Source organism: Sphingomonas sp. UYAg733, from assembly GCF_054057355.1.
The window spans coordinates 205,582-230,365 of record NZ_JBSRZE010000004.1; the positions used below are offsets into that span (position 1 = coordinate 205,582).

The 24,784-nt window shown below is 63.8% G+C and carries 23 protein-coding genes; 12 read left to right on the forward strand and 11 right to left on the reverse strand.

From position 1 onward, the window contains the following. Positions 1–5: 5 nt before the first annotated feature. On the reverse strand, positions 6–866 hold the full coding sequence (locus tag ACVWZA_RS10065) for a metal-dependent hydrolase (protein WP_457311061.1): 861 nt from the start codon (positions 864–866) through the stop codon (positions 6–8). Positions 867–933: 67 nt separating this feature from the next. Here ACVWZA_RS10065 and ACVWZA_RS10070 point away from each other — a divergent pair, with 67 nt between their 5' ends. The 11 genes from ACVWZA_RS10070 to ACVWZA_RS10120 all read left to right on the forward strand — a co-directional run bounded on the left by ACVWZA_RS10070 (position 934) and on the right by ACVWZA_RS10120 (position 12,697). Beyond that, positions 934–1,521, forward strand: a complete 588-nt coding sequence (locus ACVWZA_RS10070; protein WP_457311062.1) for a TetR/AcrR family transcriptional regulator — start codon at positions 934–936, stop codon at positions 1,519–1,521. Positions 1,522–1,567: 46 nt separating this feature from the next. Beyond that, complete coding sequence (gene cgtA, locus ACVWZA_RS10075; protein ID WP_457311063.1) at positions 1,568–2,620, forward strand: Obg family GTPase CgtA; 1,053 nt, start codon at positions 1,568–1,570, stop codon at positions 2,618–2,620. Continuing rightward, positions 2,605–3,735, forward strand: a complete 1,131-nt coding sequence (proB, locus tag ACVWZA_RS10080) for a glutamate 5-kinase (protein ID WP_457311064.1) — start codon at positions 2,605–2,607, stop codon at positions 3,733–3,735. The genes cgtA and proB overlap by 16 nt, the downstream gene beginning before the upstream one ends. Continuing rightward, positions 3,732–4,628, forward strand: coding sequence for an SDR family oxidoreductase (locus ACVWZA_RS10085; protein ID WP_457311065.1), 897 nt, complete (start codon positions 3,732–3,734; stop codon positions 4,626–4,628). The genes proB and ACVWZA_RS10085 overlap by 4 nt, the downstream gene beginning before the upstream one ends. Positions 4,629–4,705: 77 nt before the next feature. Beyond that, complete coding sequence (locus tag ACVWZA_RS10090) at positions 4,706–4,948, forward strand: acyl carrier protein (protein WP_457311066.1); 243 nt, start codon at positions 4,706–4,708, stop codon at positions 4,946–4,948. A 52-nt stretch (positions 4,949–5,000) separates the two neighbouring features. Continuing rightward, a complete protein-coding gene (gene spt, locus ACVWZA_RS10095; protein WP_457311156.1) occupies positions 5,001–6,227 on the forward strand; it encodes a serine palmitoyltransferase in 1,227 nt (408 codons plus the stop codon). A 211-nt stretch (positions 6,228–6,438) separates the two neighbouring features. Next, positions 6,439–8,403: an ATP-binding protein gene (locus ACVWZA_RS10100; protein WP_457311067.1), complete on the forward strand. Its 1,965-nt coding sequence runs from the start codon at positions 6,439–6,441 to the stop codon at positions 8,401–8,403. Positions 8,404–8,519: 116 nt separating this feature from the next. Further along, positions 8,520–9,695, forward strand: a complete 1,176-nt coding sequence (locus ACVWZA_RS10105) for an LptF/LptG family permease (protein WP_457311068.1) — start codon at positions 8,520–8,522, stop codon at positions 9,693–9,695. Beyond that, positions 9,692–10,789, forward strand: coding sequence for an LPS export ABC transporter permease LptG (gene lptG, locus ACVWZA_RS10110; protein ID WP_457311069.1), 1,098 nt, complete (start codon positions 9,692–9,694; stop codon positions 10,787–10,789). The genes ACVWZA_RS10105 and lptG overlap by 4 nt, the downstream gene beginning before the upstream one ends. A 367-nt stretch (positions 10,790–11,156) precedes the next feature. Further along, complete coding sequence (locus ACVWZA_RS10115; RefSeq protein ID WP_457311070.1) at positions 11,157–11,708, forward strand: hypothetical protein; 552 nt, start codon at positions 11,157–11,159, stop codon at positions 11,706–11,708. Then, a complete protein-coding gene (locus tag ACVWZA_RS10120; RefSeq protein WP_457311071.1) occupies positions 11,702–12,697 on the forward strand; it encodes an AAA family ATPase in 996 nt (331 codons plus the stop codon). Before ACVWZA_RS10115 ends, ACVWZA_RS10120 begins: the two co-directional genes overlap by 7 nt. 988 nt (positions 12,698–13,685) lie before the next feature. Here ACVWZA_RS10120 and ACVWZA_RS10125 read toward each other — a convergent pair. Beyond that, on the reverse strand, positions 13,686–14,786 hold the full coding sequence (locus tag ACVWZA_RS10125; protein ID WP_457311072.1) for a fatty acid desaturase family protein: 1,101 nt from the start codon (positions 14,784–14,786) through the stop codon (positions 13,686–13,688). A 134-nt stretch (positions 14,787–14,920) separates the two neighbouring features. Here ACVWZA_RS10125 and ACVWZA_RS10130 point away from each other — a divergent pair, with 134 nt between their 5' ends. Next, entirely contained in the window at positions 14,921–16,078 is a 1,158-nt protein-coding gene (locus tag ACVWZA_RS10130; protein WP_457311073.1) for an N-acetyltransferase, read from the forward strand. Positions 16,079–16,214: 136 nt separating this feature from the next. On the opposite strand, the gene ACVWZA_RS10135 is transcribed toward ACVWZA_RS10130, so the two are convergent. The 9 genes from ACVWZA_RS10135 to ACVWZA_RS10175 form a co-directional block, all read right to left on the reverse strand. Beyond that, positions 16,215–16,757, reverse strand: coding sequence for a hypothetical protein (locus ACVWZA_RS10135; RefSeq protein ID WP_457311074.1), 543 nt, complete (start codon positions 16,755–16,757; stop codon positions 16,215–16,217). A gap of 12 nt (positions 16,758–16,769) precedes the next feature. Then, positions 16,770–17,570 (reverse strand): transporter, encoded by an 801-nt coding sequence (locus ACVWZA_RS10140; protein WP_457311075.1) that lies wholly within the window; start codon positions 17,568–17,570, stop codon positions 16,770–16,772. A 93-nt stretch (positions 17,571–17,663) separates the two neighbouring features. Further along, complete coding sequence (gene xth / locus ACVWZA_RS10145; protein WP_457311076.1) at positions 17,664–18,434, reverse strand: exodeoxyribonuclease III; 771 nt, start codon at positions 18,432–18,434, stop codon at positions 17,664–17,666. Between the two features lie 6 nt (positions 18,435–18,440). Then, entirely contained in the window at positions 18,441–18,782 is a 342-nt protein-coding gene (gene erpA, locus ACVWZA_RS10150; protein ID WP_457311157.1) for an iron-sulfur cluster insertion protein ErpA, read from the reverse strand. 84 nt (positions 18,783–18,866) lie between these two features. Further along, on the reverse strand, positions 18,867–20,066 hold the full coding sequence (locus tag ACVWZA_RS10155) for a peptidoglycan DD-metalloendopeptidase family protein (RefSeq protein ID WP_457311077.1): 1,200 nt from the start codon (positions 20,064–20,066) through the stop codon (positions 18,867–18,869). Between the two features lie 273 nt (positions 20,067–20,339). Continuing rightward, positions 20,340–20,813 carry a peroxiredoxin gene (locus tag ACVWZA_RS10160; protein WP_457311078.1) on the reverse strand — a complete coding sequence of 158 codons (474 nt, stop codon included), beginning with the start codon at positions 20,811–20,813 and terminating at the stop codon, positions 20,340–20,342. Positions 20,814–20,866: 53 nt separating this feature from the next. Next, positions 20,867–23,563 (reverse strand): bifunctional [glutamate--ammonia ligase]-adenylyl-L-tyrosine phosphorylase/[glutamate--ammonia-ligase] adenylyltransferase, encoded by a 2,697-nt coding sequence (glnE, locus tag ACVWZA_RS10165; protein ID WP_457311079.1) that lies wholly within the window; start codon positions 23,561–23,563, stop codon positions 20,867–20,869. Between the two features lie 324 nt (positions 23,564–23,887). Continuing rightward, positions 23,888–24,529 carry a sigma-70 family RNA polymerase sigma factor gene (locus tag ACVWZA_RS10170; protein ID WP_457311080.1) on the reverse strand — a complete coding sequence of 214 codons (642 nt, stop codon included), beginning with the start codon at positions 24,527–24,529 and terminating at the stop codon, positions 23,888–23,890. A gap of 101 nt (positions 24,530–24,630) precedes the next feature. Further along, positions 24,631–24,768, reverse strand: coding sequence for a hypothetical protein (locus ACVWZA_RS10175; RefSeq protein WP_183112030.1), 138 nt, complete (start codon positions 24,766–24,768; stop codon positions 24,631–24,633). Positions 24,769–24,784 lie beyond the last annotated feature (16 nt).

The window sequence follows — 24,784 nt, forward strand, 5'->3', positions numbered from 1 at the left end:
CGAAATCAGGCCGCCACCGTTTCACGCGATAGGATGGCGGCCTGATAATCGCTCTCGGCCAGGCCGATCAGGTTGCGGTCGTCATGCTTCCATGGGTGAAAGCCCGGCAGGAAGAACGAGACCCAGGCGCCGAGCACCTTGCGCGCCATGCCGGGGCGGCCGAGCGCGTACCACAGAATGCCGCGATGCGCCCTGAAACCGGTGATGCCGTCCTGCCGCAACAGTTCGAGCATCCCGCGATACCGGCCTTCGAAGAAACGCGCGGTCGTGCCGAGCATGACCAGCGCCTTGATCTTCCAGCGCATCCAGCGCGACCAGCCCTTCGTCGCGTGCAGCCAGGTGTCATAGGCGACGCCCTTATGCTCGATCTCCTCCGCCGCGTGCCAGCGCCACAGCGCGACCGCCTGTTCGTCGCCGCCGGCGAGGTGGCGCGGATTGGCGATCAGCTGGTTGGCGATGATCGCGGTGAAATGCTCGAGCGCCATCGCCGCGGCGAGGCTGGCGATCGGTGGGCGGCCCTTGGTCAGCGCAAGCGCCGCGTCGATATGCTTGTCGAGCATCGAGATGTCATAACCCTGGTCGGTGACGTGCCGGTTGAACGCGACATGCTCGCGGGTATGGATCACTTCCTGCTTGATGAACGCCTGAATCTCGGCTGCGAGGCGCGGCGATGTTCCCTCGCGAAAGTTCCTTACACTATCGATGAAGAACCCTTCCCCCTTTGGGAAAGTGACCGACAGCGAATTATAGAAGGCGGTCGCGAACGGATCGTCGTTCAGCCACCAGCGCTTCATCGCGCGGCCACGACCGAAGCGCAGATCACGTGGCGTGATCGTCAGATCGGCGGGAGTTGTTGCTTTCGCCACGAAAACCTCCAAACAGGAACCTCGGATATTTACTTACAAGACTGTCAATTAAGGCCTACTTACACTCGTGTCAATAACCCGCAGACGCCTTAGCCCCGAAGAATCGCGCGAGGCCGCGATCGAAGCAGCACGCGCCCTGCTCGTCGAGTTCGGCCCGCAGGCCGTCACATTGAAGGCCGTCGCGGCGCGTATCGGGCGCACTCACGCTAATCTGCTGCATCATTTCGGTTCGGCCGCCGATCTGCAAAGGGCCCTGATCGCCCATCTGGCGGACACGATCACAGCGCAGATCGGAGAAGCGGCGAAGCGCGCCCGCGCCGGTGATCAGAATCCGCGTGAAGTGGTCGACATGACCTTCGATGCGTTTGCGCGCGGTGCCGGTGCGATGGCGAGCTGGATGATCCTGACGGGTAACGAGGATGCGCTCGATCCGATTCTGGAGGCGATCCACCGGCTGGTCGATGATCTGGCCGAAGGCCATGTGCATGACGGCCCCTCGATCCATGAAGAGACGCTGCAACTGGTGCTGACCGCGCTCGGCGATGCGTTGCTTGGCGGGCCGATGGCCAAGGCGCTTGGCCTGCCACGAACCGCGGCACGCGAACTGGCGCTACAGACATTGATCGCCTCACACGCGAGCGCCGCTACGGCATAATGCCGCCAAGCTGGCGATTGTGCGCCTTTCGGGTTAAGGGGCGCCCATGCATTTCCTCGACCAAGCAAAAATCTTCGTCCGATCGGGCGCGGGCGGCCCCGGTGCCGTCGCCTTTCGGCGTGAAAAGTTCGTCGAATATGGCGGCCCCAATGGCGGTAATGGCGGCAAGGGCGGCGACATCGTGTTCGAGGCCATCGCCGGCCTCAACACGCTGATCGATTTCCGCTATACCCAGCATTTCCGCGCACCGCGCGGCACGCCGGGCGCGGGCCAGAACATGACCGGCGCGGGCGGCGAGGATATCGTCATCCGCGTGCCGGTCGGTACGCAGGTCCTGTCCGAGGACAAGGAGGAGGTTCTGGCCGACTTCACCGTGCCGGGGCAGCGCGTGATGTTCCTGCGCGGCGGTGACGGCGGGCGCGGCAACGCCAGCTACAAGACCTCGACCAACCGTACGCCGCGACAGCATGGTACGGGCTGGCCCTATGAAGAGATGTGGGTGTGGCTCAGGCTCAAGCTGCTTGCCGATGCCGGGCTGGTCGGCCTGCCCAATGCGGGCAAATCGACCTTCATCAACGCGGTGACCAATGCCAAGGCCAAGGTCGGTGATTATCCCTTTACCACCACCCGGCCGCAGCTTGGCGTCGTGAGCCACAAGAATCGCGAATTCGTCGTCGCCGACATTCCCGGTCTGATCGAGGGCGCGGCCGAAGGCGCGGGGATCGGTGACCGCTTCCTGGGGCATATCGAGCGCTGCAAGGTTCTGCTCCATCTGGTCGATGCGAGCGGCGACGATCCGCTTGAGGCATATCGCGTGGTGCGCGCCGAGCTTGAAAATTACGGCGCGGGCCTGATCGACAAGCCCGAAGTCATCGCGCTCAACAAGACCGATGTGATGGAAGCGGATATCGTCGAGATGCTGCTGGGCGAGCTGCGCGAGGAAAGCGGCGCGGAGGTGTTTCCGATCTCCGGCGCGACCAGCGCCGGCGTCGAGGGCATTCTCGACAAGTTGATCGAGGCGATCGGGCCGGTCGAAGCGGCACCCGTAAAACGCGACATCGACGATGAGGGAAACCAGGTCGAATGGTCGCCGCTCTAGGCGTGTTCACCCCAACGCTTTGCCCCCGTCTGATCGTCAAGGTCGGATCGGCGTTGCTCGTCGATCCATCGGGCGCGGTGCGGCGTGAATGGTTGACGAGCCTGGTCGCCGACATCGCCGCACGCTCCAGGGCCGGCCAGCAGGTCGCCGTCGTCTCGTCCGGCGCGATCGCGCTGGGTGCGCGTCGGTTGAAACTCGCCAAGGGCGGGCGTGCTAGCCTCGAAGACGCACAGGCCGCCGCTGCGACCGGCCAGATCGCACTCAGCCAGATCTGGGCGGAACTGCTCGGCGCGGAAGGCCTGATCGCCGCGCAGATCCTCGTCACGCTTGACGATCTTGAGGACCGTCGCCGTTATCTCAACGCCGCCGCCACGCTCAGCCGCTTGCTTGGCCTGAACGTCGTGCCGGTGATCAATGAAAATGACAGCGTTGCGACCGCCGAAATCCGCTTCGGCGACAATGACCGGCTCGCCGCTCGTGTTGCGCAGGCGGCGGGGGCACAGGGCGTGATCCTGTTGTCGGACGTCGATGGCCTGTACGATTCCAATCCGACGACCAACCCGAATGCGACGATGATCGAGCGGGTCGAGCGGATCGACGCGCGCATTGAGGCAATGGCAGATACCGGCTCCGCATCGGGGATGGGGTCGGGCGGCATGTTGTCGAAGATCGCCGCCGCACGCATCGCCACGGCGGCGGGCGCACATCTCGCGATCGTATCCGGCCATGTGCCGAACCCCCTTACCGCTTTTGCCGATACCGGGCGCGGCACGGTGTTCGTGGCGGAAAAGACAGCGCCGGCACGCAAGGCCTGGCTCGCCGGCGGCCTGACCGCACGCGGCACGGTGCACATCGATGCCGGCGCGGTCGCCGCTTTGAAGCGCGGCAAAAGCCTGCTCGCGGCGGGTGCGACCCGGATCGACGGCAGCTTTGCGCGCGGCGACCTGATCGCCATCGCCGGCCCTGATGGCACCCCCCTCGCGCGCGGCCTGAGTGAATATGATGCCGCCGATGCGCTCCGAATCATCGGTAAACGCAGTGAAGAACTCACCGCGATCCTGGGTTACGCGCCACGTGCCGCGCTGGTTCATCGCAACCATATGGCGGTGCTGTGAGCGTTCTTGCCGTCACCGGCGGGACCGGTTTCGTCGGCGGCAAGCTGATCGACCTGGCACTTGCAGCGGGCCATCAGGTTCGCGCTCTCACCCGACGACCGCAGCCTGCCCGTGACGGCGTGAGCTGGATCGAGGGATCGCTCGACGCGACCGGCGACCTGATGCGCGGCGCCGACGTCGCAATCCATGTCGCCGGCGTGGTCAACGCCCCCGATCGCGCGGGTTTTGCGGCGGGTAATATCGCCGGCACAAGCGCGATCGTCGCCACCGCGACTGCCGCCAAGGTGCGCCGATTTATCCAAGTATCGTCGCTCGCCGCGCGCGAACCCGGCCTGTCAGCCTATGGCTGGTCCAAGGCCGAGGCGGAGCGGGTGGTCGAGAACAGCGACCTCGACTGGACCATCGTCCGGCCACCGGGCGTCTATGGTCCCGGCGACATGGAAATGCGCGACATGTTCCGCCTGGCCAAGCGAGGCATTGCCCTGCTCCCGCCGCCGGGCAAGATTTCGATCATCCATGTCGAGGATCTTGCGCGGCTGTTGCTGGCCCTTGCCGCAGAGAATCCCGGCCGCGTCATCCTTGAGCCCGATGACGGCGTCGAAGGCGGCTGGACGCATGATGGCTTCGCCCGCGCGATCGGTGCGGCGGTCGGTCAGCGTATAATGCCGCTCGCCCTACCCAAGGGAATCCTGTCGCTCGCCGCAAAGGGCGACCGGTTTTTCCGCCGCGACAAAGCCAAGCTGACCCAGGATCGCGTCGACTATCTCAGCTATCCCGACTGGACGGTCGATCCGGCGAAACGCCCTGCCCCCGGCCTGTGGCAGCCGCAGATACCGACCCCGCAGGGCCTGGCCGCGACCGCGGCATGGTATCGCGCCCACTCCTTGCTATAAGTCCGCCGGAAAGCCGCCGCATTTACTTGTCACGGATGGCACCGACAGATCATGCCCAAATGCATCAAAGGACCATCATGAGCGACCGCCAGCAGATTTTCGACACCGTCGCCGCCCAGATCGAGCCGTTCAACAAGAAGGGTGTGGCGCTGTCGGATGCGACGACGTTCCAGGGCGATCTTGAATGGGACAGCCTGACCGTGATGGATTTCGTCGCCGCGATCGAGGACGAGTTCGAGATCATCATCACGATGAACATGCAGGCCGAGATCGAAACCGTCGGCCAGCTCGTCGATGCCGTCGAGAAACTGAAGGGCTGAGCCGATGACCGATGCCGGCCAGACCACCGAGAAACTGCCCTCCGATCCGCCCATGGTCGCGTCGGCCAATGCACCTGGGCGTGATCTGATGTCGAAGTTCGATGCACTGATCGCCGAACGCCAGGCACTAATCGATACCGGCGTCACCGACCCGTTCGCGATCGTGATGGACCAGGTCAAATCGCCGACCGAAGCCGTGATCAACGGCAAGGATACGATCCTGCTCGGCACCTATAACTATATGGGCATGACCTTCGACCCCGACGTGATCCAGGCGGGCAAGGATGCGCTCGACCAGTTCGGATCGGGCACCAACGGGTCGCGCATGCTCAACGGCACGTTCCGCGACCATATGGATGTCGAGGAAGCACTGCGCGAATTCTATGGCGTGACCGGGGCTATCGTCTTTTCGACGGGATATATGGCCAATCTCGGCATGATCTCGACGCTCGCCGGCAAGGGCGAATATGTTATCCTCGACGCCGACAGTCATGCCTCGATCTATGACGGTTGCCAGCAGGGCAATGCCGAGATCGTGCGTTTCCGCCACAACAATGTCGAGGATCTCGACAAGCGCCTCGGCCGCTTGCCCAGGGAACCGGGCAAGCTGGTCGTGCTCGAGGGCGTCTATTCGATGCTCGGCGACATCGCGCCGCTCAAGGAAATGGTCGCCGTCGCCAAGAAGCACGGCGCGATGATATTGTCCGACGAAGCGCATTCGATGGGCTTTTACGGCCCCAATGGCCGCGGCGTTTATGAGGAACAGGGCTGCGAGGGCGATGTCGATTTCATCGTCGGCACCTTCTCCAAATCGGTCGGCACGGTCGGCGGCTTCTGCGTCTCGAACCACCCCAAGTTCGAAGCGATCAGGCTTGCCTGCCGCCCCTATATCTTCACCGCATCGTTGCCGCCTTCGGTCGTCGCGACCGCGGCGGCGTCGATCCGCAAGTTGCGTTACGCCCATAACAAGCGCCAGCATCTATGGGAAAACGCTCGCAAATTGCACGGCGGGCTGACCGCGATGGGTTTCAAGCTCGGCACCGAAAAGCCCGACAGCGCGATCATCGCGGTGATCCTGGAGGATCAGGAGCAAGCGGTGACGATGTGGCAGGCGCTGCTCGATGGCGGCTTGTACGTCAACATGGCGCGGCCGCCGGCGACACCGGCCGGCACCTATCTGCTGCGCTGCTCGCTCTGCGCCGAACACACGACTGAGCAGATCGACACCATTCTCGGCATGTTCAAGGCCGCAGGCCGGGCCGTGGGCGTGATCGGTTAAGAGTCTGTTTGAAAATTCGCGAAAGAGCGAATTTCAAGGCAGTGCCGGCCCGCTCCCCCTCCCGGCCACCCACAGCATATCCTGAATGGGTGGCCGGGAGGGGGGGCGGGCCGATACCGCCAAATGCACCTGCCGGCGCATTTTCCCAGCAGCCTCTAAGACCGAAGCGGCGGCTTCCCACGAGTTGCGCGAGCGTGTAGTTTCGCCTCCGATGAGTTGGACCGAGGGCGAGATCGAGGTTTCGACAGGGCGGCAAACCCCCTGGCGCACCATCATGCTGGTCATGATGGCGTTGCTTGGCGCTGCCGTGCTCATCGCGCTCGTGCTCACTTTGGGGGAGGCCAACCGCCAGCGAGAGCAGGCAACCCGGGCACAATCACATAGTTATGAGGTGATGATCCTGTCGCGCACCCTGTCGGGAACGATCGCGCGATCGGAGGCATCGCTCGGCCGTTACGTGATCAGCGCCGACAAGGAACTTGGCCGGCTCTATTTCGAGGAATGGCAGCTGGCCGGCCAGCAGATCAACCGGCTCGACGTGGTTACCGGCGACAATCCGCCGCAACAACGACGGATCGACGCGCTCCGCCACGCCTATAATGAGCGCGGCAGCGAATTGTCGCTGACCGCGCTCAGCACCAATTACGGCAAGAACAACCAGGCCCTTGCGCGGTATTACCAGGCACGCAAAGCGACCTCGCTGACCGAGATCAACCAGCAGCTCGACGGCATCATCGCGGAGGAACGGCAGTTGCTCGATCGGCGCACCGGCACGGCGATGCGCTCGGTCGATCAGTCGAACAACGTGGCACGCGTGCTTGTCATATTCGGCATCCTGATCGTGCTTGGCGCGATCGCGCTCGGCTGGCTGACCGTGGAGGCGCTCGGCCAGCGCGCCACCGCCCGGGCCGAAGCGGAGGCGGAGCGCGAACGTTCGCTTGAACTCGAAGCCGCGGTGACCAAGGCGACCGAGGAATTGCGCCTGCAGGAAAGCAAGCTGCGCCAAGTCCAGAAGATGGAAGCAGTGGGACAGCTCACCGGCGGAATTGCCCATGATTTCAATAACATGCTTGCCGTAGTTCTCGGCGGACTTGAGCTCGCCAAACGCAATTTGAGCAAGGCGTCCAGCCCGGCGCTGCGCCATATCGAAAGCGCGATGGAGGGTGCGAACCGCGCCGCCGCGCTCACTCGCCAGTTGCTGGCCTTTTCGCGCGAGGAATCGCTGCGTCTCGAACCGATCGCGGCGGGCGAATTGATCACCGGCATGTCCGATCTGCTCGATCGCACGCTTGGCGATGCGATCACCGTTGTCGCGCATGACCAGGGCCAGGGCTGGTTGACCCGTGCCGACCGCCATCAGCTTGAGAATGCTGTCCTCAACCTGGCGGTCAATGCGCGCGATGCGATGGAGGGCCGGGGCACGCTGACCATCGTCACTGCGGGCACGCAATTGGCCGAACATGCGGTGGGCCGTTGCCCGGCGGGCCAATATGTGACGATCGCGGTCACCGATACCGGATACGGCATGACCCCCGAGGTTATGGAGCGCGTGTTCGAACCCTTTTTCACGACTAAGCCGGTGGGCAAGGGCACGGGCCTTGGCCTCAGCCAGATATTCGCCTTTGTACGTCAGGCCGAAGGCGAGATCGGCCTGCAGTCCGATCTCGGCAAGGGCACCACCGTGACGCTTTATTTGCCCCGCGATACCGCCGCGCAATCATCGGTCAAGGAGCCCCTCGCCGCGCCCCCCGAACCGGTGGCGCCGGCCTTGCTCGACATTCTCGTCGTCGAGGACGACCAGCGTGTGCTCGCCGCGACGATGGGCGCATTGGAGGAGATCGGCCACCGCCCGGTCGCCTGCAGCGATCCTCTGAGCGCGCCGGCGCTGCTGCGGGCGGCCGGCAATATCGACCTGATCGTGTCGGACGTGCTCATGCCGGGGCAGACCGGCCCGGAGATGATCGCCGGCCTGCGATCCGATTACCCGCATATCGCGGTGCTGTTCGTGACGGGTTTTGCCGGCGAGGCGAGCGAAGCGGAGTTCGGCGGGAATCATGTGCTGCGCAAACCCTTCACCATGACCGCGCTCGAACGCGGCATCGCCGCCGCCATGGCATTGGATCGGCCCGCCGCACCGCACTATGCGCATCCCACTCATAGCATTGCGGCCGAATGATTTTCCGGCTGACGTAGCGTCGCGCCCCCGATATAGCCCGTTGACGCCGTTAGCTGGGTATCCCGCCCTTTTCCTGAAAGCCCGTCCCCCGCCCGATGAAATCCATCGATCGCTACATGGTCCGGCTTATCGCAGTGCCGCTGATCTCCACACTCGTCATCTCGGCGATGCTGCTGGTGCTCGACCGCATGCTGCGCCTGTTCGATTTTGTCGCCACCGAGGGCGGGCCGGTTGCCGTGGTGTGGAAGATGCTGGCCAATTTGCTGCCCGAATATCTCGGGCTGGGCATTCCGATCGGCCTGCTGCTCGGCGTGCTGCTCGCCTTTCGCAAGCTTGCCACGACTTCCGAGCTCGACGTGATGCGCGGCGTGGGCATGAGCTATTGGCGGCTGTTGCGCGTGCCGTACATGTTCGCGATCTTCCTCGCGGCGGTCAATCTGGCAATCGTCGGCTTCGTCCAGCCCTATGCGCGCTATGCCTATGAAGGATTGCGCTTCGAGCTTCGCACCGGGGCGCTTGGCGCGTCGATCAAGGTCGGCGAGTTCACGCATTTCAGTGACAGGATGACGGTGCGCATCGAGCGCAGCCGCGATCAGGGTCGCAAATTGTCGGGCATCTTCGTCAAGGCGGTGACAAAGGACGGCAGCGCTTATGCTGTGACCGCAGAAAGCGGCAAGTTCCTCGCCACCGACAATCCCGAAGAGATCGTCTTCCAGCTGAGCAACGGCGTGTTGATCAACGAGGCGCCAGGCATCGCGACGCCCCGGGTGCTGACCTTCAGCACACATAATTTGCCGATCCCGTTACCCAAATATGGCAATTTCCGCCAGCGTGGCGAACGCAATCTCGAACTGACCCTGCCCGAACTTGCGCGGATCGGCGGTGATCCGAAGGCGGGCGCGGAATTGCGTGACACCAGCCGGTCCGCCTTCCACTTCCGCGTCGTCGAAGTCGCGACGATGTTCCTGTTGCCACTGCTCGCGCTTGCGCTCGGCGTGCCGCCGAAGCGATCGTCGTCGGCGCTCGGCGTGTTCCTGGCGATCGTGATGGTCGTGACCTATCACAAGGTGAACCAATATGCGGAGGCGATCGGCGGTCTTGGCCGGATCGACCCGCTGATCGCGCTGTGGACGCCATTCCTGATCTTTGCCGGCCTGGTGCTGTGGATGTACTATACCATCGCCTATGTCCCCGATGGCCAGCCGATCGGCGCGCTCGAACGGGTAATCGGCAAGATCGGCAAGGCGATCATGCGGCGCCTGCCCGGACGTCGGCCCGAGGCCGCAACATGAACTTTCTGCAATTCTTCCCCTCGCGCGTGGTCGCCGTCTATATGGCGCGACTGTTCATGGTGCGGACCTTTGCGATCCTGGCCGCGATGGTGCTCGTGCTGCAGGCGCTCGACCTGCTCGGTCAGACCGGCAATATCCTGGGTCATGCCGGCAATGGCGATGCCGAGATCTGGCGCTATGTCAGCTTGCGTGCGCCGCAGATCATCGCCTTTGTGCTCCCCTTCTCCGTGCTGCTGGGCACCATCCTGACGCTGACGCAGATGAACCAGAACAGCGAGATCATCGCGCTCAAGGCGTCGGGCCTGTCCGCGCATCAGGTGCTGGCCCCGCTGATCATCGCGAGCTTCGCCGTGGCGGTCATTTCGTTCGCTTTCAATGACCGGATCGTCTCGCGCGCGACCGCGACGCTCAATCAATGGCAGAAGGTCGATTATGGCCCATTGCCGATCGATCGTGGCGACCGTTCCAATGTCTGGGTGCGCGACGGTGACGACCTGATCCAGGTCGACCAGATCAAGGGCAAGGGCGCGGGCGCGCTGCTCGCCGGTATCAGGCTGTACGACCGCGAGAAGGGCAATCTGGTCAGCATCGTCGAGGGCAAGCGCGGGGCCTATACCGGCAAGGACTGGCGGATCGAGGGCGCGACGCGGTTCGACGTCAAGAGCGGAAAGCTTGTCACGCTCGGCACGATCGTCATGGCGCAGGGCGTTCGCCCCGACCAGTTCACGCTCGCCACCGTCGATGCCGATGGTTTGTCCTTCGGTGCGTTACGTGCGGCGATCAGCGATCTCGCCGATGCCGGGCGGCCGACCAAGGCGCTGGAGGGCGCGGCATGGCACAAGCTGTCGGGGCCGCTTTCGTCGATCCTGATGCCGCTGCTCGGCGCGGTCGCGGCGTTCGGCGTGGCGCGATCGGGCAAGCTGTTCCTGCGCGCGGTGATCGGCATGATGCTTGGTTTCACCTTCTTCGTGGCGGATAATTTCGCGCTCGCGATGGGCAATCTCGGCGCCTATCCGCCCTTCCTCGCCGCCTGGGCGCCGTTCCTGCTGTTCTTCCTGATCGGCGAAGCGGTGCTGGTGCGGACCGAGGAATAATCCGCCGGTCCGGTGGGCGGTGTTCAATGTTCAACCGTTCAATCGGCTATACATTTTGAACGGTTGAACATTGAACACCCGCGCGGTTGCTCGCGCTGGGCAATGGTGGCCGGTCCCGTCGTTTCTCCCGCGAGCAGGATGAACTACCGCCGTCATCCCCGTGAAAACGGGGATCCCGCTTCTTCTTCTGCAGCATCACGGTCCAAGGCAGCGGGATCCCCGTTTTCACGGGGATGAGGGACGAAAATATCTTTGGAGCCATCTCGCTCCAGATACCGTCGATTCAACCGCATCACGACTCCTGCCAGAGCCATGCCCGGCATCGGCGAATCGCCGGTCAGGCTCGGGAACCAGAGGGATCGGGGCAATGCGGACGGCTGTCTTGAAGAAAGAGATGATCGCGATGGCCGAGGCAGTGGACAAACGCCTGCTCGACTATCTCGCCAGGCTTGGCGTGAGCGAAGCGGCGCTGGCGCGCACCACCATCGACCTGCCGCCGATCGGCCTGACGATGGCGCAGACCGATCGCCAGGGCATTTGGGAACCGGGCGGGACCAGGAGCTATCTCGTGCAGCCGGTCCATGACGGGACCATGCTGATCGATCTCGTCGCGTGGCGACCGGACGAGCCGCTGCGTCACTGGCTGCGGTACGGCGTCGCCTGGGCGTTGGGTGAGCCCGAACTGCGCGCGGTCGGCTGGGCAAAGCCGATGCTCCATGTCAGCGCGCTCGACTGGCTGCGCGCCGCGGGGCGCGGGTCGGTGATCCTCGACTGGGGTGCGCCCGAACTGTCCGGGCTGATCGCCCATGACACGATCCGCTGCGCCACGCCGGCACTGGCCGCCGCGCTGCATACCATCATCGAGCGCCGCATCCGCCGCCCCAATATCATCGTCACTCAGGAGAAATCGACATGCTGATCAACTTTGCCGACCTTGACCTTATGGGAGACGATCGAGCCGAAGACGATCAGGCACCGCACGGCGGCCTGGTGTCGCTGTCGCTCGGCGAATTCCTGCAGATGGACTTCCCCCGCCGCGAGATGTTGCTGGCGCCATGGTTGCCGGCCAAGGGGCTGGCGATGGTGTTCGCGCCGCGCGGCGTGGGCAAGACGCATTTCGCTCTGGGTGTGGCCCATGCCATCGCCACCGGCGGCCGGTTCCTGCGCTGGCAAGCGCCTGCTGCCCGGCCCGTGCTGCTGCTTGACGGCGAAATGCCGGCGGTCGCGCTGCAGGAGCGGCTCGCCAGGATCACCGAGAATGACCAGAGCGGCGGCATGGCCGATGGCGGGTTGCGCGTGCTGGCATCCGATCTGTGCCCGTTCGGCATTCCTGATCTCTCCACACCGGTCGGGCAGCGCCAGATCGAGCCGGTGATCCGCGACGCCGAGCTGATCGTGGTGGACAATCTGTCGACCATCTGCCGTTCGGGGCGCGAAAATGAAGCGGAAAGTTGGGCATCGGTGCAAAACTGGGCGCTGGCGCAACGCCGCGCCGGACGCAGCGTGCTGTTCGTCCATCATGCCGGCAAGGGCGGCGAGCAGCGCGGCACCTCGCGCCGCGAGGATGTGATGGACAGCGTGGTGCGGCTCAGCCGGCCGGACGATTATCTCGCAACCGATGGCGCGCGCTTCGTCGTCACCTTCACCAAGAACCGCGGTTTCACCGGCGCTGACGCGGCCCCGTTCGAGGCGGGGTTCAGCGACAACCAATGGACGATGCGCGACATCGCCGACATCCGGGGCGCGGACGGAAATGGCTTGCAGGATGAGATCATAGACCTGATCGGCAACGGCCTGAGCCAACGCCAGGTCGCGGCCGAGCTTGGCGTCTCGCCGGGGACGGTCAACCGGCTGGTCAAAAAGGCGCGGCGCGAGAACGGGGAGGTGGACGGAGACGGGGCGACATAGGTGTTCAATGTTCAACCGTTCAATATGTATAGCAGATTGAACGGTTGAACATTGAACACCCGAAGCCGCTCCTCCCCGGTACGGGGAGGATTTGATGGCCGGCAGCGCGATCGTTGAACGCTCCGGGGATTAGCGCGCTACCCTCATGCTGCGTGCGATCTTCGCAACTTGGCCCGGATAACTCGCCAAAATATTTTATGGGCAATCCGCATTACGGAGCCACATTTGGAATTTCCGATAATGGTGGAAAGCGGTCATGGCGACGCTGCCTTTACCAATCTGTCTAAGAGGCGCCGCAGCGCGCGGGTTTCGGTGGAGATTCGAGGTGCGTCAGTTATCTTGCGGCAGCCTTGTCTTTCATCCTGTGACCGGAGCCCTCGGGGCGACACACTCACCATCCGTTCGCAGCAAGGGGAATAAGTTGATCCGCACATGCGTGATGTCTGGATAAACCAAGACTGCGTAGGCGGGCGCCTTACATTTGCCGGGCAAGCTCGGCACCGTATCGCAACGATAATTAAGCGACCCCATCCTACCAGAGTCCTTCGGGTCTTCACCCGAGCAATGCCTTAGGGTTTCGATAAGCTCGGATGCTGTGATTTGACGACCTTGCAAACTAATGTCGCCGCGAGTGAGCGACTCGATCTTGGCAATATTCTGACTCGCAACCGCGGCCTGAAATCGCAGCGCCGCTTGGAGATTGGCTTGTGGGGTGTCCGCACCCAACAATGCCGAAACCAGCGATAACATAGGGGCGCCGAACGTGCTCACCGGTCGCACCCCCTGGACACGATATCCATATCATCTTCTCCGCATCAATATTCCAAGGATTAGCGGAATGAAGCAGCCTAGGGAAAAATATTCGCACAGCGTCCGCAAACGGGCGTTAGCGGTCATTCTGGCCTCAAGAGATCACGACCCGACTTCTCCCCTCGCCGTTCCGGCAGCGCGATGAACAAGCCAGAACGCCATCGCAACCGGCCAGCTCCTAGCGCGCCACCATCGTGCTGCGCGCGATCTTCGCGACCAGGCCGGGCAGGCCGGGATAGCTCGCCTTGTGATAAGGCGACTGCCCATCGAGCGCGGCCGAGATGCGGCGATGCGCCTCGCCCAGTGCATGATAGGGCACGCCCGGCAGCAGGTGATGCAGCGCATGATAGCGCAAGCCCACCGGCGCCCACAGCATCGGCAGCAGTGCCGGCGGCGGCACATTTACCGTGTCGAGATACTGGGCGGTAACGGTCATGACCTCGCCCTCATTCTCCCACAGATGCGCAACCAGCGTGCGGACTTGATTGATCAGGGCGACGCTCGAAGCCACCGCAAGGAAGATCAGGAACGCGCGCAGCGGCACGACACCGGTCGCGACCATGGTCAGCAGCGCGATCGCCCACACGCTCGCCGCCGCTTCCTGCCAGAGCCATTGCGTCTTCGCGGCGCCCTCGGGCGCGCGGCGGCGGAACGACGGGTTGATCGATAGTGCCGAATAGCGTTCGACCACGATGGTGCGCAAAGCGGGGATCAGCGCGGACAGCGGCGCGAGCACGGCGAACCGCACCAGCAGCGCAACCGGCGCGAGCAAGGCGGCGAGCACGAACAGCGGCAAGGTCCAGGGGTTCATCAGCGCAAGCGGCAGATATTCGGGGTCTTCCGCCGTGCCATAGCGCGTGCGCGCATGGTGAAGGTTGTGGACGCCTTCATACATGAAAGACGGCACGAGCAGCGGAATCCCGGCCAAAACATTCCAGCCGAACCGGAAACCGGGCAGCGCGGCATGCTTGATGTGAGTCAGTTCATGGATGAAGCTTTCCGCGCGATAGAGCGCGAGCACCGCCACGACCCCGGCAAGGATCGCCCAGCCGGTCGGCGCGAGCAGGATCGCCGCCGCCAGCGCGGCAAAGCCGACCAGCGCGGATGCGACCAGGTCCGACCAGTAAATCCACGCGCGCGGCGCGTTGAGCTCACGCGTCAGATCCGCAGCGGTGCGCAGCATGGCCTTGTCGTCGGCAATGCCCTGAGTACGGGCGCGAACCGCGGCGTCGAGGCGCGCCGTCGCGGCGCGCCGGTCCAGAGTAAGAGAGCTGTCCATGGGTCGTTGCATTGCACAAAGATAGTGGCGGGATGGTGGCAATAACAGGGTTATACCCGGAGCGCCCGCTGCCCGCTTGACAGAATGGCATGCAGGCGGGACTGGATGCCGCACCTGAAAAAGGCGATCACATCTTGGCCACCCTGCCCCTCTCCATCCGCCCCGTCGCCACCAGGCGCGACCGCAAGGCGTTCATCGACATCGCCTATCGGCTCAACAGCGACGACCCCAATTGGGTGCCGCCATTGAAGTCGGAAGAGGCGGGCAAGATCGACCCGAAGAAGAATGGCTGGTTCAGCCATGCGATCGCGCAATTGTTCATCGCGACGCGTGGCGACCGGGTGGTCGGACGCATCTCCGCGCATATCGACACGCTTGCGCTCACCCTGCCCCCCGAACAGGGTTTTGGTCCCGGCGTCGGTTGCTGGGGCATGGTCGAAGCGGAGGATCGCAACGTCTGGCGCGCGCTGATCTCGGCGGCCGAAGGCTGGCTCAAGCAACAGGGCATGACCCGCGCGCTCGGGCCGATCAGCCTGTCGATCTGGGAAGAACCCGGCCTGCTGGTCGAGGGGCATGACCATCCCCCGACGGTGATGATGGGGCATCACAAGCCGCATTATCAGGAATGGATCGAGGAAGCGGGATATAAGGGCGTCAAGACGCTCTACACCTATGAGCTCGATATCACGAAGCAGTTCCCGCCGATCGTCCAGCGCATCATTGCGGCGGGCGAGAAGAACGCCCGCATCACGATCCGCCGGGTCAACAAGGCGAAATTCGCCGATGAGGCGGCGCTCATCCTGGCCATCCTCAACGATGCCTGGTCGGACAATTGGGGCTTCGTGCCGCTGACCCAGCCCGAGATCGACGATGTCGGCAAGAAATTGAAGCCGATCGTGTTCGAGGATTTGATCCGCATCGCCGAAGTCGATGGCGAGCCGGTCGCCTTCATGATCACGCTTCCCGACCTTAACGAGGCGATCAGGCCGCTCAACGGCAATCTGCTCCCATTCGGCTGGGCCAAGCTGCTGCTCTGGCTGCGCGCGCCGAAAGTACGCACGATGCGCGTGCCGTTGATGGGCGTGGTCAAACGCATGCAGGCGTCGCGCCTCGCCAGCCAGCTCGCGCTGATGATGATCGAATATATCCGCCGCGATGCGGTGACCAATTTCGGCGCCACGCGCGGCGAGATCGGCTGGATCCTCGACGACAATCAGGGCATGCGCTCGATCGCCGAAATCATCGAATGCACGGTCAACAAGCGTTACGAGATTTACGAACGGACGCTCTGATAAGAGGGCGAACCCGCGATCCATGGATTGGATCGCGGCCCAATGTGCATTGCGCCCGCCAACGCTTACCGCACTCGCTTGTCGAGCGCGGGATCGTATCGCTCTTGCAGCCACTCTGCGCGGCACGAAGCATCGATCAGGCTCGCGAACGATCGTTGGCCAGCCGCTGGATCAGGTTGTACACGCCACGCACATCGTCGATCGCGATGAATTGAGGCGTCGGATCGAGCGTGGGCGACCAGATGCCGAAGCTTCGATTGCCGAACGCGTTGGCCGATGGGCCAAAGCGGATCGTGCCTCGCCCATTACGCCCCTCGCGCAACGCAAGATCCGGCAATTGCGCCAGACCGATCGCTGCGGAGGCGGAAAACGGCGGCGCGCGTTCGATCAGGATGCGCCGGTCGGTCACGACGTAGCGCGTGCGGCTTCGCAGCCATGCATCGACGGCAAACCGCCCGACCACGAAATAGCTGCCGACCGTGACGAACATCAGGCCCCATAACGTGAAGAAGGCCGGCGCCCCGCTGCTCGTCGCGCCGAAGGTCCAGAAGATGGCGAAGCCGCACCACATCAGGCTGAACGGAATCAGGAAGATGTCCTGTACACTGAACACGATCCCACGCGCCGGCTGACCCGACCAGCGGATATGCTCTCCCGGCAGCAACTGATCCGTCGCCAAGTTCGATCCCTTCTAGAAGCGTCGCGAGATACCGACATAGATTTCGGCATCGGGACTGACATGATTGAGCCCCACCGCGCCGCCGATATCGAATTGCGTCGCCTTGTTCGTCATCCAACCGAATGACAGGCCGGCAAGCGTTTGCGTCGTCCTGCCGGTCGGATCCTGATCGCGCAGCGCCTGGAATTCCACCGTGCCCGTCAACGCGTCGCTGATCGCGGCGGCAAGCCCCGCCGTGCCGCTGAAGGCCAGATGCCGGCCATTGCCATCCTGATCGACCGCGGCGTCGATTTCGGGTGTGAATTGGAGGTTCAGCTTATCGCTCAAGTCATAGGTAAGCGGCACGATCAGCCCGCCCCCCCAATCCCCTGCCCCGACCGGCCCGCGCCCCACCGGCAGCGTCACGAACGGCTGTACCGCCACCGAGAAGCCGCTGCCATCGGGGTTGTGCAGGTTCGCCTTGAAGCCGAGCAGCGCGTCGCCGACGCGGTCCGCGCGATCGATCGTTCCGACAAGCTTGTCGCGGCTGCGGACATGCCCGAACGGCGTCCATCCGATCTGCGCCTCGATGCTATCGGTCAGGCCGATCCGAACGAGCGTATCGCCGATCAGGATCGTATCGCTACGCTGGCTCGAATCTTCCTCTCGCGTCCAATCCGCCAACCCGGTCTCGACCGAGACGCGCCCCGGCGCGATCGTACAGGCGGGCGTGCCGATGCCAGGGCGCGCAGGGCAATAATCGCGCTCCTCAGCAGAGGCGGCGGATGAGCCGAGCATTGCCGCCGCGATCGCAACCATGACGTTGATCCGCAAAGATTTTCTCCCGCCTTGTTCCAGTATTATTGGAAAATTGGGATATTATCGAAGGATCGGCCGCGCGTCGCGACCAAAAGCGCGGTCAGAAACCTAGCGCAGCCGTGCCCAGGTCGGGGCATGATCGCTCGCCTTTTCGCGCCCGCGATAATCCTTGTCGATACCCGCATCGAGCAGACGGTCGGCAGCGATCGGGCTGAGCAACAGATGGTCGATGCGGAACCCCGCGTCGCGTTGCCAGGCGCCCGCCTGATAATCCCAGAACGTCCATACGCCGCCCTTGGGGTGGCGTGTGCGCAGCGCGTCGGTCCAGCCCTGCGCGACAAGACGGCGAAAGGCCTCGCGGCTTTCGGGTTGCATCAGCGCATCGTCCTGCATCGCGCGTACCGAGAAAGTGTCGTCGTCATTCGGGATGACATTATAGTCGCCCGCCAGAACCACCGGCTTTTCCTCGGCGAGCAAGTCGCGCGCGCGGGCGGCAAGCCGCTCCATCCAGCGCAGCTTGTAATCGAATTTCGGCCCCGGCTGCGGGTTGCCATTGGGCAGGTAGATCGAGGCGATCACCACGCCGTCGACCTCAGCCTCCAGATAACGGCTATGATCGTCCTCGATCTCGCCCGCCAAACCGCGCTGGCGCTCAACCGGATCGCTGCCCCTGGCGAGCACCGCGACGCCATTCCAGCTTTTCTGCCCATGCCATATGGCACCGTAACCGGCGGCGCGGATGTCTTCTTCGGGGAATGTTTCGTCGCTCGACTTCAATTCCTGCAGGCACACCACATCGGGCTGCTGCTCGGTCAGATACTCGATCAGGCGCGGCAGCCGCGCCTTGATACCGTTCACATTATAGCTGACGATCTTCAACTCGGATCAGACCGAAAAGCTCGAACCGCAACCGCAGCCCGATGCGGCATTGGGGTTCTCGACCTTGAAGGCGGCGCCGCCGAGCGATTCGACATAATCGACCGCGCAACCGCGCACCAGATCGAGGCTGATCGGATCGACCACCAGCTTGACCGCCAGCGTTTCCGCGACGGTATCATCAGCCGCAACGGTGTCGGCGAGTTCGAACTTGTACTGAAAACCCGAACATCCACCGCCATCGACGGCCAGACGCAGGATGGCGGGCTTTCCCTGCCGCGCGGCAATCGCCGCGACGCGCGACGCCGCGGACGGTGTCAGGGTGATCTCGGCTTGAGCTAATGTGGCCATCATCGAGAGATAGGCGGTCGCGCGTGGGACGGCAACCAGCCGATCAATTCTCCTCGCCCCCGCAAACGGCAGACGGAAAGAAAACTACTGCCCGGCAGGTCCGCCGATCGATGTCGACGTCAGCTTAACCGCACGATCCTGTACCGTCTGCAGATAGTCGGCGGTCTGCAGGAACGGGATCGGATTGACCGCATGGCCGTCGATGCGGACCTCATAATGAAGGTGGCAGCCGGTCGAACGTCCGGTCGAACCCATCAGCGCGATCAACTGGCCGCGCTTCACCCGGGTATTGGCGACGACGAGGATTTTCGACAGATGACCGTAGCGCGTCTGGATGCCCTTGCCGTGGTTGATCTCGACCAGATTGCCGTAACCGCCCGAACGCTCCGCGCGGCCGATGATGCCGTCAGCGGTGGCATAGACCGGCGTGCCCATCGGGCCGGGAATATCGACGCCGGCATGCATTGCGGCGGTGCCACGGAACGGGTCGGAGCGGACGCCATAATTGCTGGTGAAGCTGACATGCGCGACCGGCTGGGCCGAGGGGATCGCGATCACGCCCTGCTCAAGCGAATCGAGCTTCTTCCAGGTCATGAACAATGAACGGAACTGCAGGTCGGCGCGCGCTTCCGCGGTCGCCTCGGCGCTGTCGGCGGCCTCGAACGGGCCACCCATGGCGGGCATTTTGGACGCGCGGCCGGCGAAGCGCTCGGGCGCGATGCCCAGGCGGCGGACATGCTGGATGGTCATCGCGTAACGCTGTTCGGCCGCATTGCGCGCCCTCATCGCCAACGAAACCTGGCGATTTTCGACCTGTTGCAGCGGCTTGATCACGTCAGCGGCAACCTTCGCATCCTCCGGATCGATCGCCGGAACGGCCATCGACAGGGCGCGGGGGTCGGCCCTGCCGGTCATCACGGCAGAGATCAGCGCCTGGCGTTGTTCGACACGGACGGCATGGGCCTGGGCGACATTCTTGATCGTGGCGACATCGGCCTGCATCTTCGTGACGCGGGCCTGCATCTGGGCGACCTTGGCTTCGGGCGACAACGGCGCATCGACGATCCCGCTCAACGCCACCGCGCCGACCGCGGCCTGCGCTACGCCATAAGCCGAAAAACAAAGGGTGATGCCGGCAATGCCAGCCATCAGGGCCTGGGTACGGCCGCCGATGCTGAAGCGGCGAAGATCGCGGCCATCGTGAAAGATCACGTCGCGGGTCGTGAAGTACGTCCGGAACCGCGCGATAAGATTCGCGGTAGACGCGACTGAAATCTTGCTCATTGAGTCCCCAACGACCATTTTAAGACACCGGGAGGATCGCCGGTATCCGACTTTATGTCTCGATCGCAGCCCCTCCGCGTTCTTGACGACTGGGGTTCTGACCCACGTTGTCACTATACGGCAAGGGCTTGGGTGGTTTACCGGGCTCAACCGGCTGAGTCGCACGGCGAGTCGTTGAACATTGGCGTAATCATGCTGAAAATTGCGATGAACCAATTGCCGGTTCGCGCGTTTGACGCCGAATTGATGACCCGACCAGCGCGTTTGGCGGCTTCAGCCGAGATCCCTGACCGCCGCCAGTACCGCCGCTGCGTGCCCCGGCACGCGCACCCGCCGCCACAGGCGCACCAGCACGCCCCGCGCATCGAACAACCAGGTCGAGCGGTCGATCCCCATATAGGTTCTGCCGTACAGGCTCTTTTCGATCCACACGCCGAACGCCGCCATCGCCGCGTCCTTATCGTCGGTCGCCAGCGGTACGGTCAGGTCATATTTGTCGATGAATTTCTGATGCTTGGCCGGCGTGTCACGCGACACGCCGAGGATTTCGGCGCCGAGCGCCCGAAATTCCGGATAGAGAAGGCTGAAGTCCTGCGCTTCGCGCGTACAGCCCGTCGTGTCGTCCTTCGGGTAGAAATACAGCACGAACGGCTTGCCGGCAAAACCGCGAAGATTGACGCGTCCGCCGCCCGGCGTCGCCAAGTCGATATCCGGCAGCGTCGCGCCTTCCTCGATCGTTTTCGCCATCATCCCCTCCCCGCTACCGCCAACTACTGTCCGCTACCGCCCATTACTGCCCACTACCGCCCATTACTGCCCACTACCGACCGCCAGAAATCATCGACTTCCTGCCGGGTCCGCTCGAAGGAGGCAATGGCCGCATCCCAGTTTTCGAAACCGAGCGCCCGGGCGATGAGCGCCTGTGTCGCCGGCGCGGGCATTTGCGCGTCGGGGGCGACCAGCCGCAGCGTGACGATCATGCGCGTCAGCAGATCGTGCGCCGGCTTCATCGCGGCAGGGGCGATACCGGCGACCACGAGCTTGTCGATCGCCCGGCCGAGATGCGGATCGAACCCGGCAAGATGGGTGAGTTGCGCGACATGGACCGCGAATTCGAGATCGACCAGGCCACCGGGCAGCAATTTCGCATCGAGCGGTCCTTGTGGCGGCTTGTGCGCAGCCATCTCGGTGCGCATCCCGGCAGCCTCCGCCACGATGTCGCGCTGGGGCCGGTCACCGGCCAGAACCTCATCGATTACAGCAATCACCGCCGCACGCGCATCCGCCGATCCAAACACCGGCCGCGCCCGCGTCAGCGCCATATGTTCCCAGGTCCAGGCGCTTTCGCGCTGATACCGCGCAAAGCCGTCGAGCGAGACGCTCAGCGGCCCTTGCGTGCCCGACGGACGTAACCGTGTGTCGACCTCATAGAGCGGGCCGGCGGCGGTCGCGACGGACAGAGCCGCGGTAAGGCGTTGTGCGAGCCTGTTATAGTAAAGCACTGCACCTAATGGCTTTTCGCCATCGGACTCGACAGCGAAATCACCGGTGAAGAGATAGATCAGATCAAGGTCCGACGCGTGGGTCATCGCCCCACCGCCCATCCGCCCAAGCGCCAGAATCACCAATTCACTTTCCGGCACATGGCCGTGGCGCAGCGCGAAGTCGGTAACCGTTTCGCGCGCCAGCGTCTCGATCGCCGCCTCGGCGACGCGTGCATAACCAGCCGCGACATCGAGCGGATCGGACGCCCCGGCGACGATCTGAGTGCCCAACGCGAAACGCTTCTCGCCGACGATTTTGCGGACATGGTCGAGCTGCGCCTGATAGTCCGCATCGCCTTCACCCGCCGCCATCTCTGCCGCCAGAGCCGCGACCGATCCAACGGGATCAAGCGCGGTCGCGTCGATCAACCCGTCGAGTAGCTCCGCGCGCCGCCCGAGCGCCTCGGCCAGCGGCGCGGCGTGACTGAGGATCGCTCCGAGCAACCGGGCCAGCGCCGGCCGCGCTTCGATCAACCGGAGGAAATTGATCGCGCTGGGCAGCCGCGCCAGCATCGCATCGAGCCGCAGAATCGCGGCATGAGGGTCGGGCGAGGTTCCCAGCGCCTCGACCAGCCCGGGGAGTACCGCTTCGAGTGCCTCGAGTGCGGCCGGGCTGCGCAGTGCGGCATAGCTGCCCGCGCGCCATTGTACTACGCGCTGCACCGCGCCGTCGATGTCGGTGTCGGTGAAGCCCGCCGCGCCAAGCTGCTCAGCGAGACGTTCCCGGTCGCTCGACAGGGCAGCATCATCGTCGGGCTCGATCGAATCATAGATCTGCGCCGTGCGCGCAACGTGCGGACGAAGCAGGTCGAGCAATGCCGCCGCATCGGCAACGCCATGCAAGCGCGCCACCCCATCGAGCGCCGTGCCGACCGGCAAGTGATGAGTCTGGCGATCATCGACCATCTGCACACGGTGCTCGATCGTGCGGAACAGCGTGTACGCCGCCGTCATCGCCGCAGCTTCGTCACTGCCGATCCATCCTGCTTCGGCCAGCCGGGCCAGCGCATCACCCGTCGCTGGCGCACGCAGCACGGGGTCGCGGCCGCCATGGATCAACTGATGGATCTGCGCGAAGAATTCGACCTCGCGGATACCGCCGCGCCCACGCTTCAGGTCAAAGCCGGGGCCGAACGCCTGCCCCTGCGAATGATGGTCGCGGATGCGACGCGAAATGCCCCTGATCTCGCCGATCGCACCAAAATCGAGCGCGCGCCGCCATACGAACGGGCGCACTGCTTCGAGGAAACGGCGCCCCAGGACGACATCGCCCGCCGCAGCGCGGGCGCGAATGAAGGCGGCGCGTTCCCAAGGCAATGCCTGCGATTCATAATAGCCAATCGCCGCCTCGACCGGCAACGCGATCGGCGTCGCCTCAGGCGATGGCCGCAAGCGCAGATCGACGCGCAGGACATAACCGTCGCCGTCGCGCGCCTGGAGCAGTTCGACCACGCGCTTGCCGATCCGCACCGCCGCTTCTTGCGGGTCCTCACGCGGCCGGCATGGCAAGGTTTCAGGATCGAAGATCAGGATCGGATCGATGTCCGACGAATAATTGAGTTCATGGCTACCCTGCTTGCCCAGCGCGATCGCGGCAAAGCCGGCCGGCGCGGCTCCTGGTGTCCGTTCCTGGATCGCGGCACGGATCGCGGTATCGAGCGCGCGATCGGCGAAATCGCTGAGCGCTCCAGTCACCGCGGTGAGATCGAGCACGCCGGCGAGATCACCCAGCGCCACGATCAGCGCGAGCCGGCGCCGCTCCAGCCGCAACCGTCGCGCGACGGGCATCGCCGCATCGTCGATGATCACATTGTCGAGCGCTGGCAACACGCCATATTGCAAGCTCGCCGCGAGTTCCGGCTCGCGACCCATGATCATCGCGAGGAACGGCGCGTCGGCCGTCGCGCGCCCTGCGGCAGCGATGATCCGGGGGTCTGGCGGGGCGTTGTTCATCGGCTCAGACCGGACATCGGCCTAAGGACAAATACTTGGCAAGCAACAATTCGTAACGCCAGACGTTGGGGGGACATGTCGAAACCAATATCCTTGACGCCAAGAGCAAGCACCGAAGGCGCTTTCATGGTCAGTTCGCCTCGGGCTGGCGACCCGATTGGTTGCGCTTTGCGGTCGGTTTTCGACCAGCATGGCACGCCAGACGATATGCTCGCGCTGCTCAGGTGCCTCGATCATGTCGAGGCAATTCCGGCGCGAAATTAGAACCTTGGCGATTTAGACGGCGCGCCGCGTCGTAAGCAACAAAGGCTCTGCCGAACCGTCTCAGCCACGGTCGCGGCTCAGTTCCTCGACATCCCCCATGATCGTATCGAGCGCCGTCATTCCTGGCTCATTGGTGTGCGTGCGCCGCGACGGCAACGATCCATCGTTCAGGATCGTCTCAAGCGCCACACGGCCGCGCGCAACGCGGCTCTTGATCGTGCCCACAGCGACGCCGCAAATCTCGGCCGCCTCTTCATAAGCGAAGCCGCCTGCGCCGACGAGAATCAGCGCCTCGCGCTGCGGCTGCGGCAAATGAAGCAATGCACGCTGCATATCACCCAGTTCGACGTGCTTGTCCTGGCTCGCCGGTGCGGCAAGGATGCGGTCGGCGACGAGATCGTCCCATTCGCCCTTGAAACGCGCACGGCGCATCTGGCTGAGATACAGATTGCGTAGGATGATGAAGGTCCAGGCGCGCATATTGGTGCCGGCCTGGAAGCGCTGGCGCGCCGCCCAGGCTTTCATCAGCGTTTCCTGCACCAGATCGTCGGCCAAGTCGCGATTGCCCGACAGCGAGCGGCCAAAGGCGCGCAAATGCGGAATGACCTGCGCCAGTTCCTTCTTGAACTCGGGATCGGAAAGCGGAACGTGTTCGACCTGCTCCTGGCCGATCTCGTCGTCGCTCGCATCGGCATCAGTCATGCACATCCGTTTCGTATGGCGTGGTTTGGTGTCGCGTACGACAAACATAGGCAGAGCGCCGGACGAATGCCAGCACTTGCCATGATTTCAACTGCTTGGTGTCAGCGCCAGAGCACGATGATGGCGAAGATCACGATAACCAGCGGCAAGGAAATGCCGAGGATATAGCGCGTCATCTTCGGCGTCGCGCCTGCACGAGCGTCCTGGCCATCAATATGGGTTTCTTCTTGGTCGGTCATGCAAGGTCAACCCGCG

Bases quoted from the DNA above. Each gene is read 5' to 3' on its own strand.
- ACVWZA_RS10120 (WP_457311071.1), top strand. From the start codon at position 11,702: ATGCTGATCAACTTTGCCGACCTTGACCTTATGGGAGACGATCGAGCC.
- ACVWZA_RS10155 (WP_457311077.1), bottom strand. From the start codon at position 20,066: ATGAGCAAGATTTCAGTCGCGTCTACCGCGAATCTTATCGCGCGGTTC.
- erpA (WP_457311157.1), bottom strand. From the start codon at position 18,782: ATGGCCACATTAGCTCAAGCCGAGATCACCCTGACACCGTCCGCGGCG.
- ACVWZA_RS10175 (WP_183112030.1), bottom strand. From the start codon at position 24,768: ATGACCGACCAAGAAGAAACCCATATTGATGGCCAGGACGCTCGTGCA.
- ACVWZA_RS10100 (WP_457311067.1), top strand. From the start codon at position 6,439: ATGAGTTGGACCGAGGGCGAGATCGAGGTTTCGACAGGGCGGCAAACC.
- spt (WP_457311156.1), top strand. From the start codon at position 5,001: ATGGTCGCGTCGGCCAATGCACCTGGGCGTGATCTGATGTCGAAGTTC.
- ACVWZA_RS10090 (WP_457311066.1), top strand. From the start codon at position 4,706: ATGAGCGACCGCCAGCAGATTTTCGACACCGTCGCCGCCCAGATCGAG.
- ACVWZA_RS10115 (WP_457311070.1), top strand. From the start codon at position 11,157: ATGCGGACGGCTGTCTTGAAGAAAGAGATGATCGCGATGGCCGAGGCA.
- ACVWZA_RS10125 (WP_457311072.1), bottom strand. From the start codon at position 14,786: ATGGACAGCTCTCTTACTCTGGACCGGCGCGCCGCGACGGCGCGCCTC.
- proB (WP_457311064.1), top strand. From the start codon at position 2,605: ATGGTCGCCGCTCTAGGCGTGTTCACCCCAACGCTTTGCCCCCGTCTG.
- glnE (WP_457311079.1), bottom strand. From the start codon at position 23,563: ATGAACAACGCCCCGCCAGACCCCCGGATCATCGCTGCCGCAGGGCGC.
- ACVWZA_RS10105 (WP_457311068.1), top strand. From the start codon at position 8,520: ATGGTCCGGCTTATCGCAGTGCCGCTGATCTCCACACTCGTCATCTCG.
- cgtA (WP_457311063.1), top strand. From the start codon at position 1,568: ATGCATTTCCTCGACCAAGCAAAAATCTTCGTCCGATCGGGCGCGGGC.
- lptG (WP_457311069.1), top strand. From the start codon at position 9,692: ATGAACTTTCTGCAATTCTTCCCCTCGCGCGTGGTCGCCGTCTATATG.
- ACVWZA_RS10160 (WP_457311078.1), bottom strand. From the start codon at position 20,813: ATGGCGAAAACGATCGAGGAAGGCGCGACGCTGCCGGATATCGACTTG.
- ACVWZA_RS10170 (WP_457311080.1), bottom strand. From the start codon at position 24,529: ATGACTGATGCCGATGCGAGCGACGACGAGATCGGCCAGGAGCAGGTC.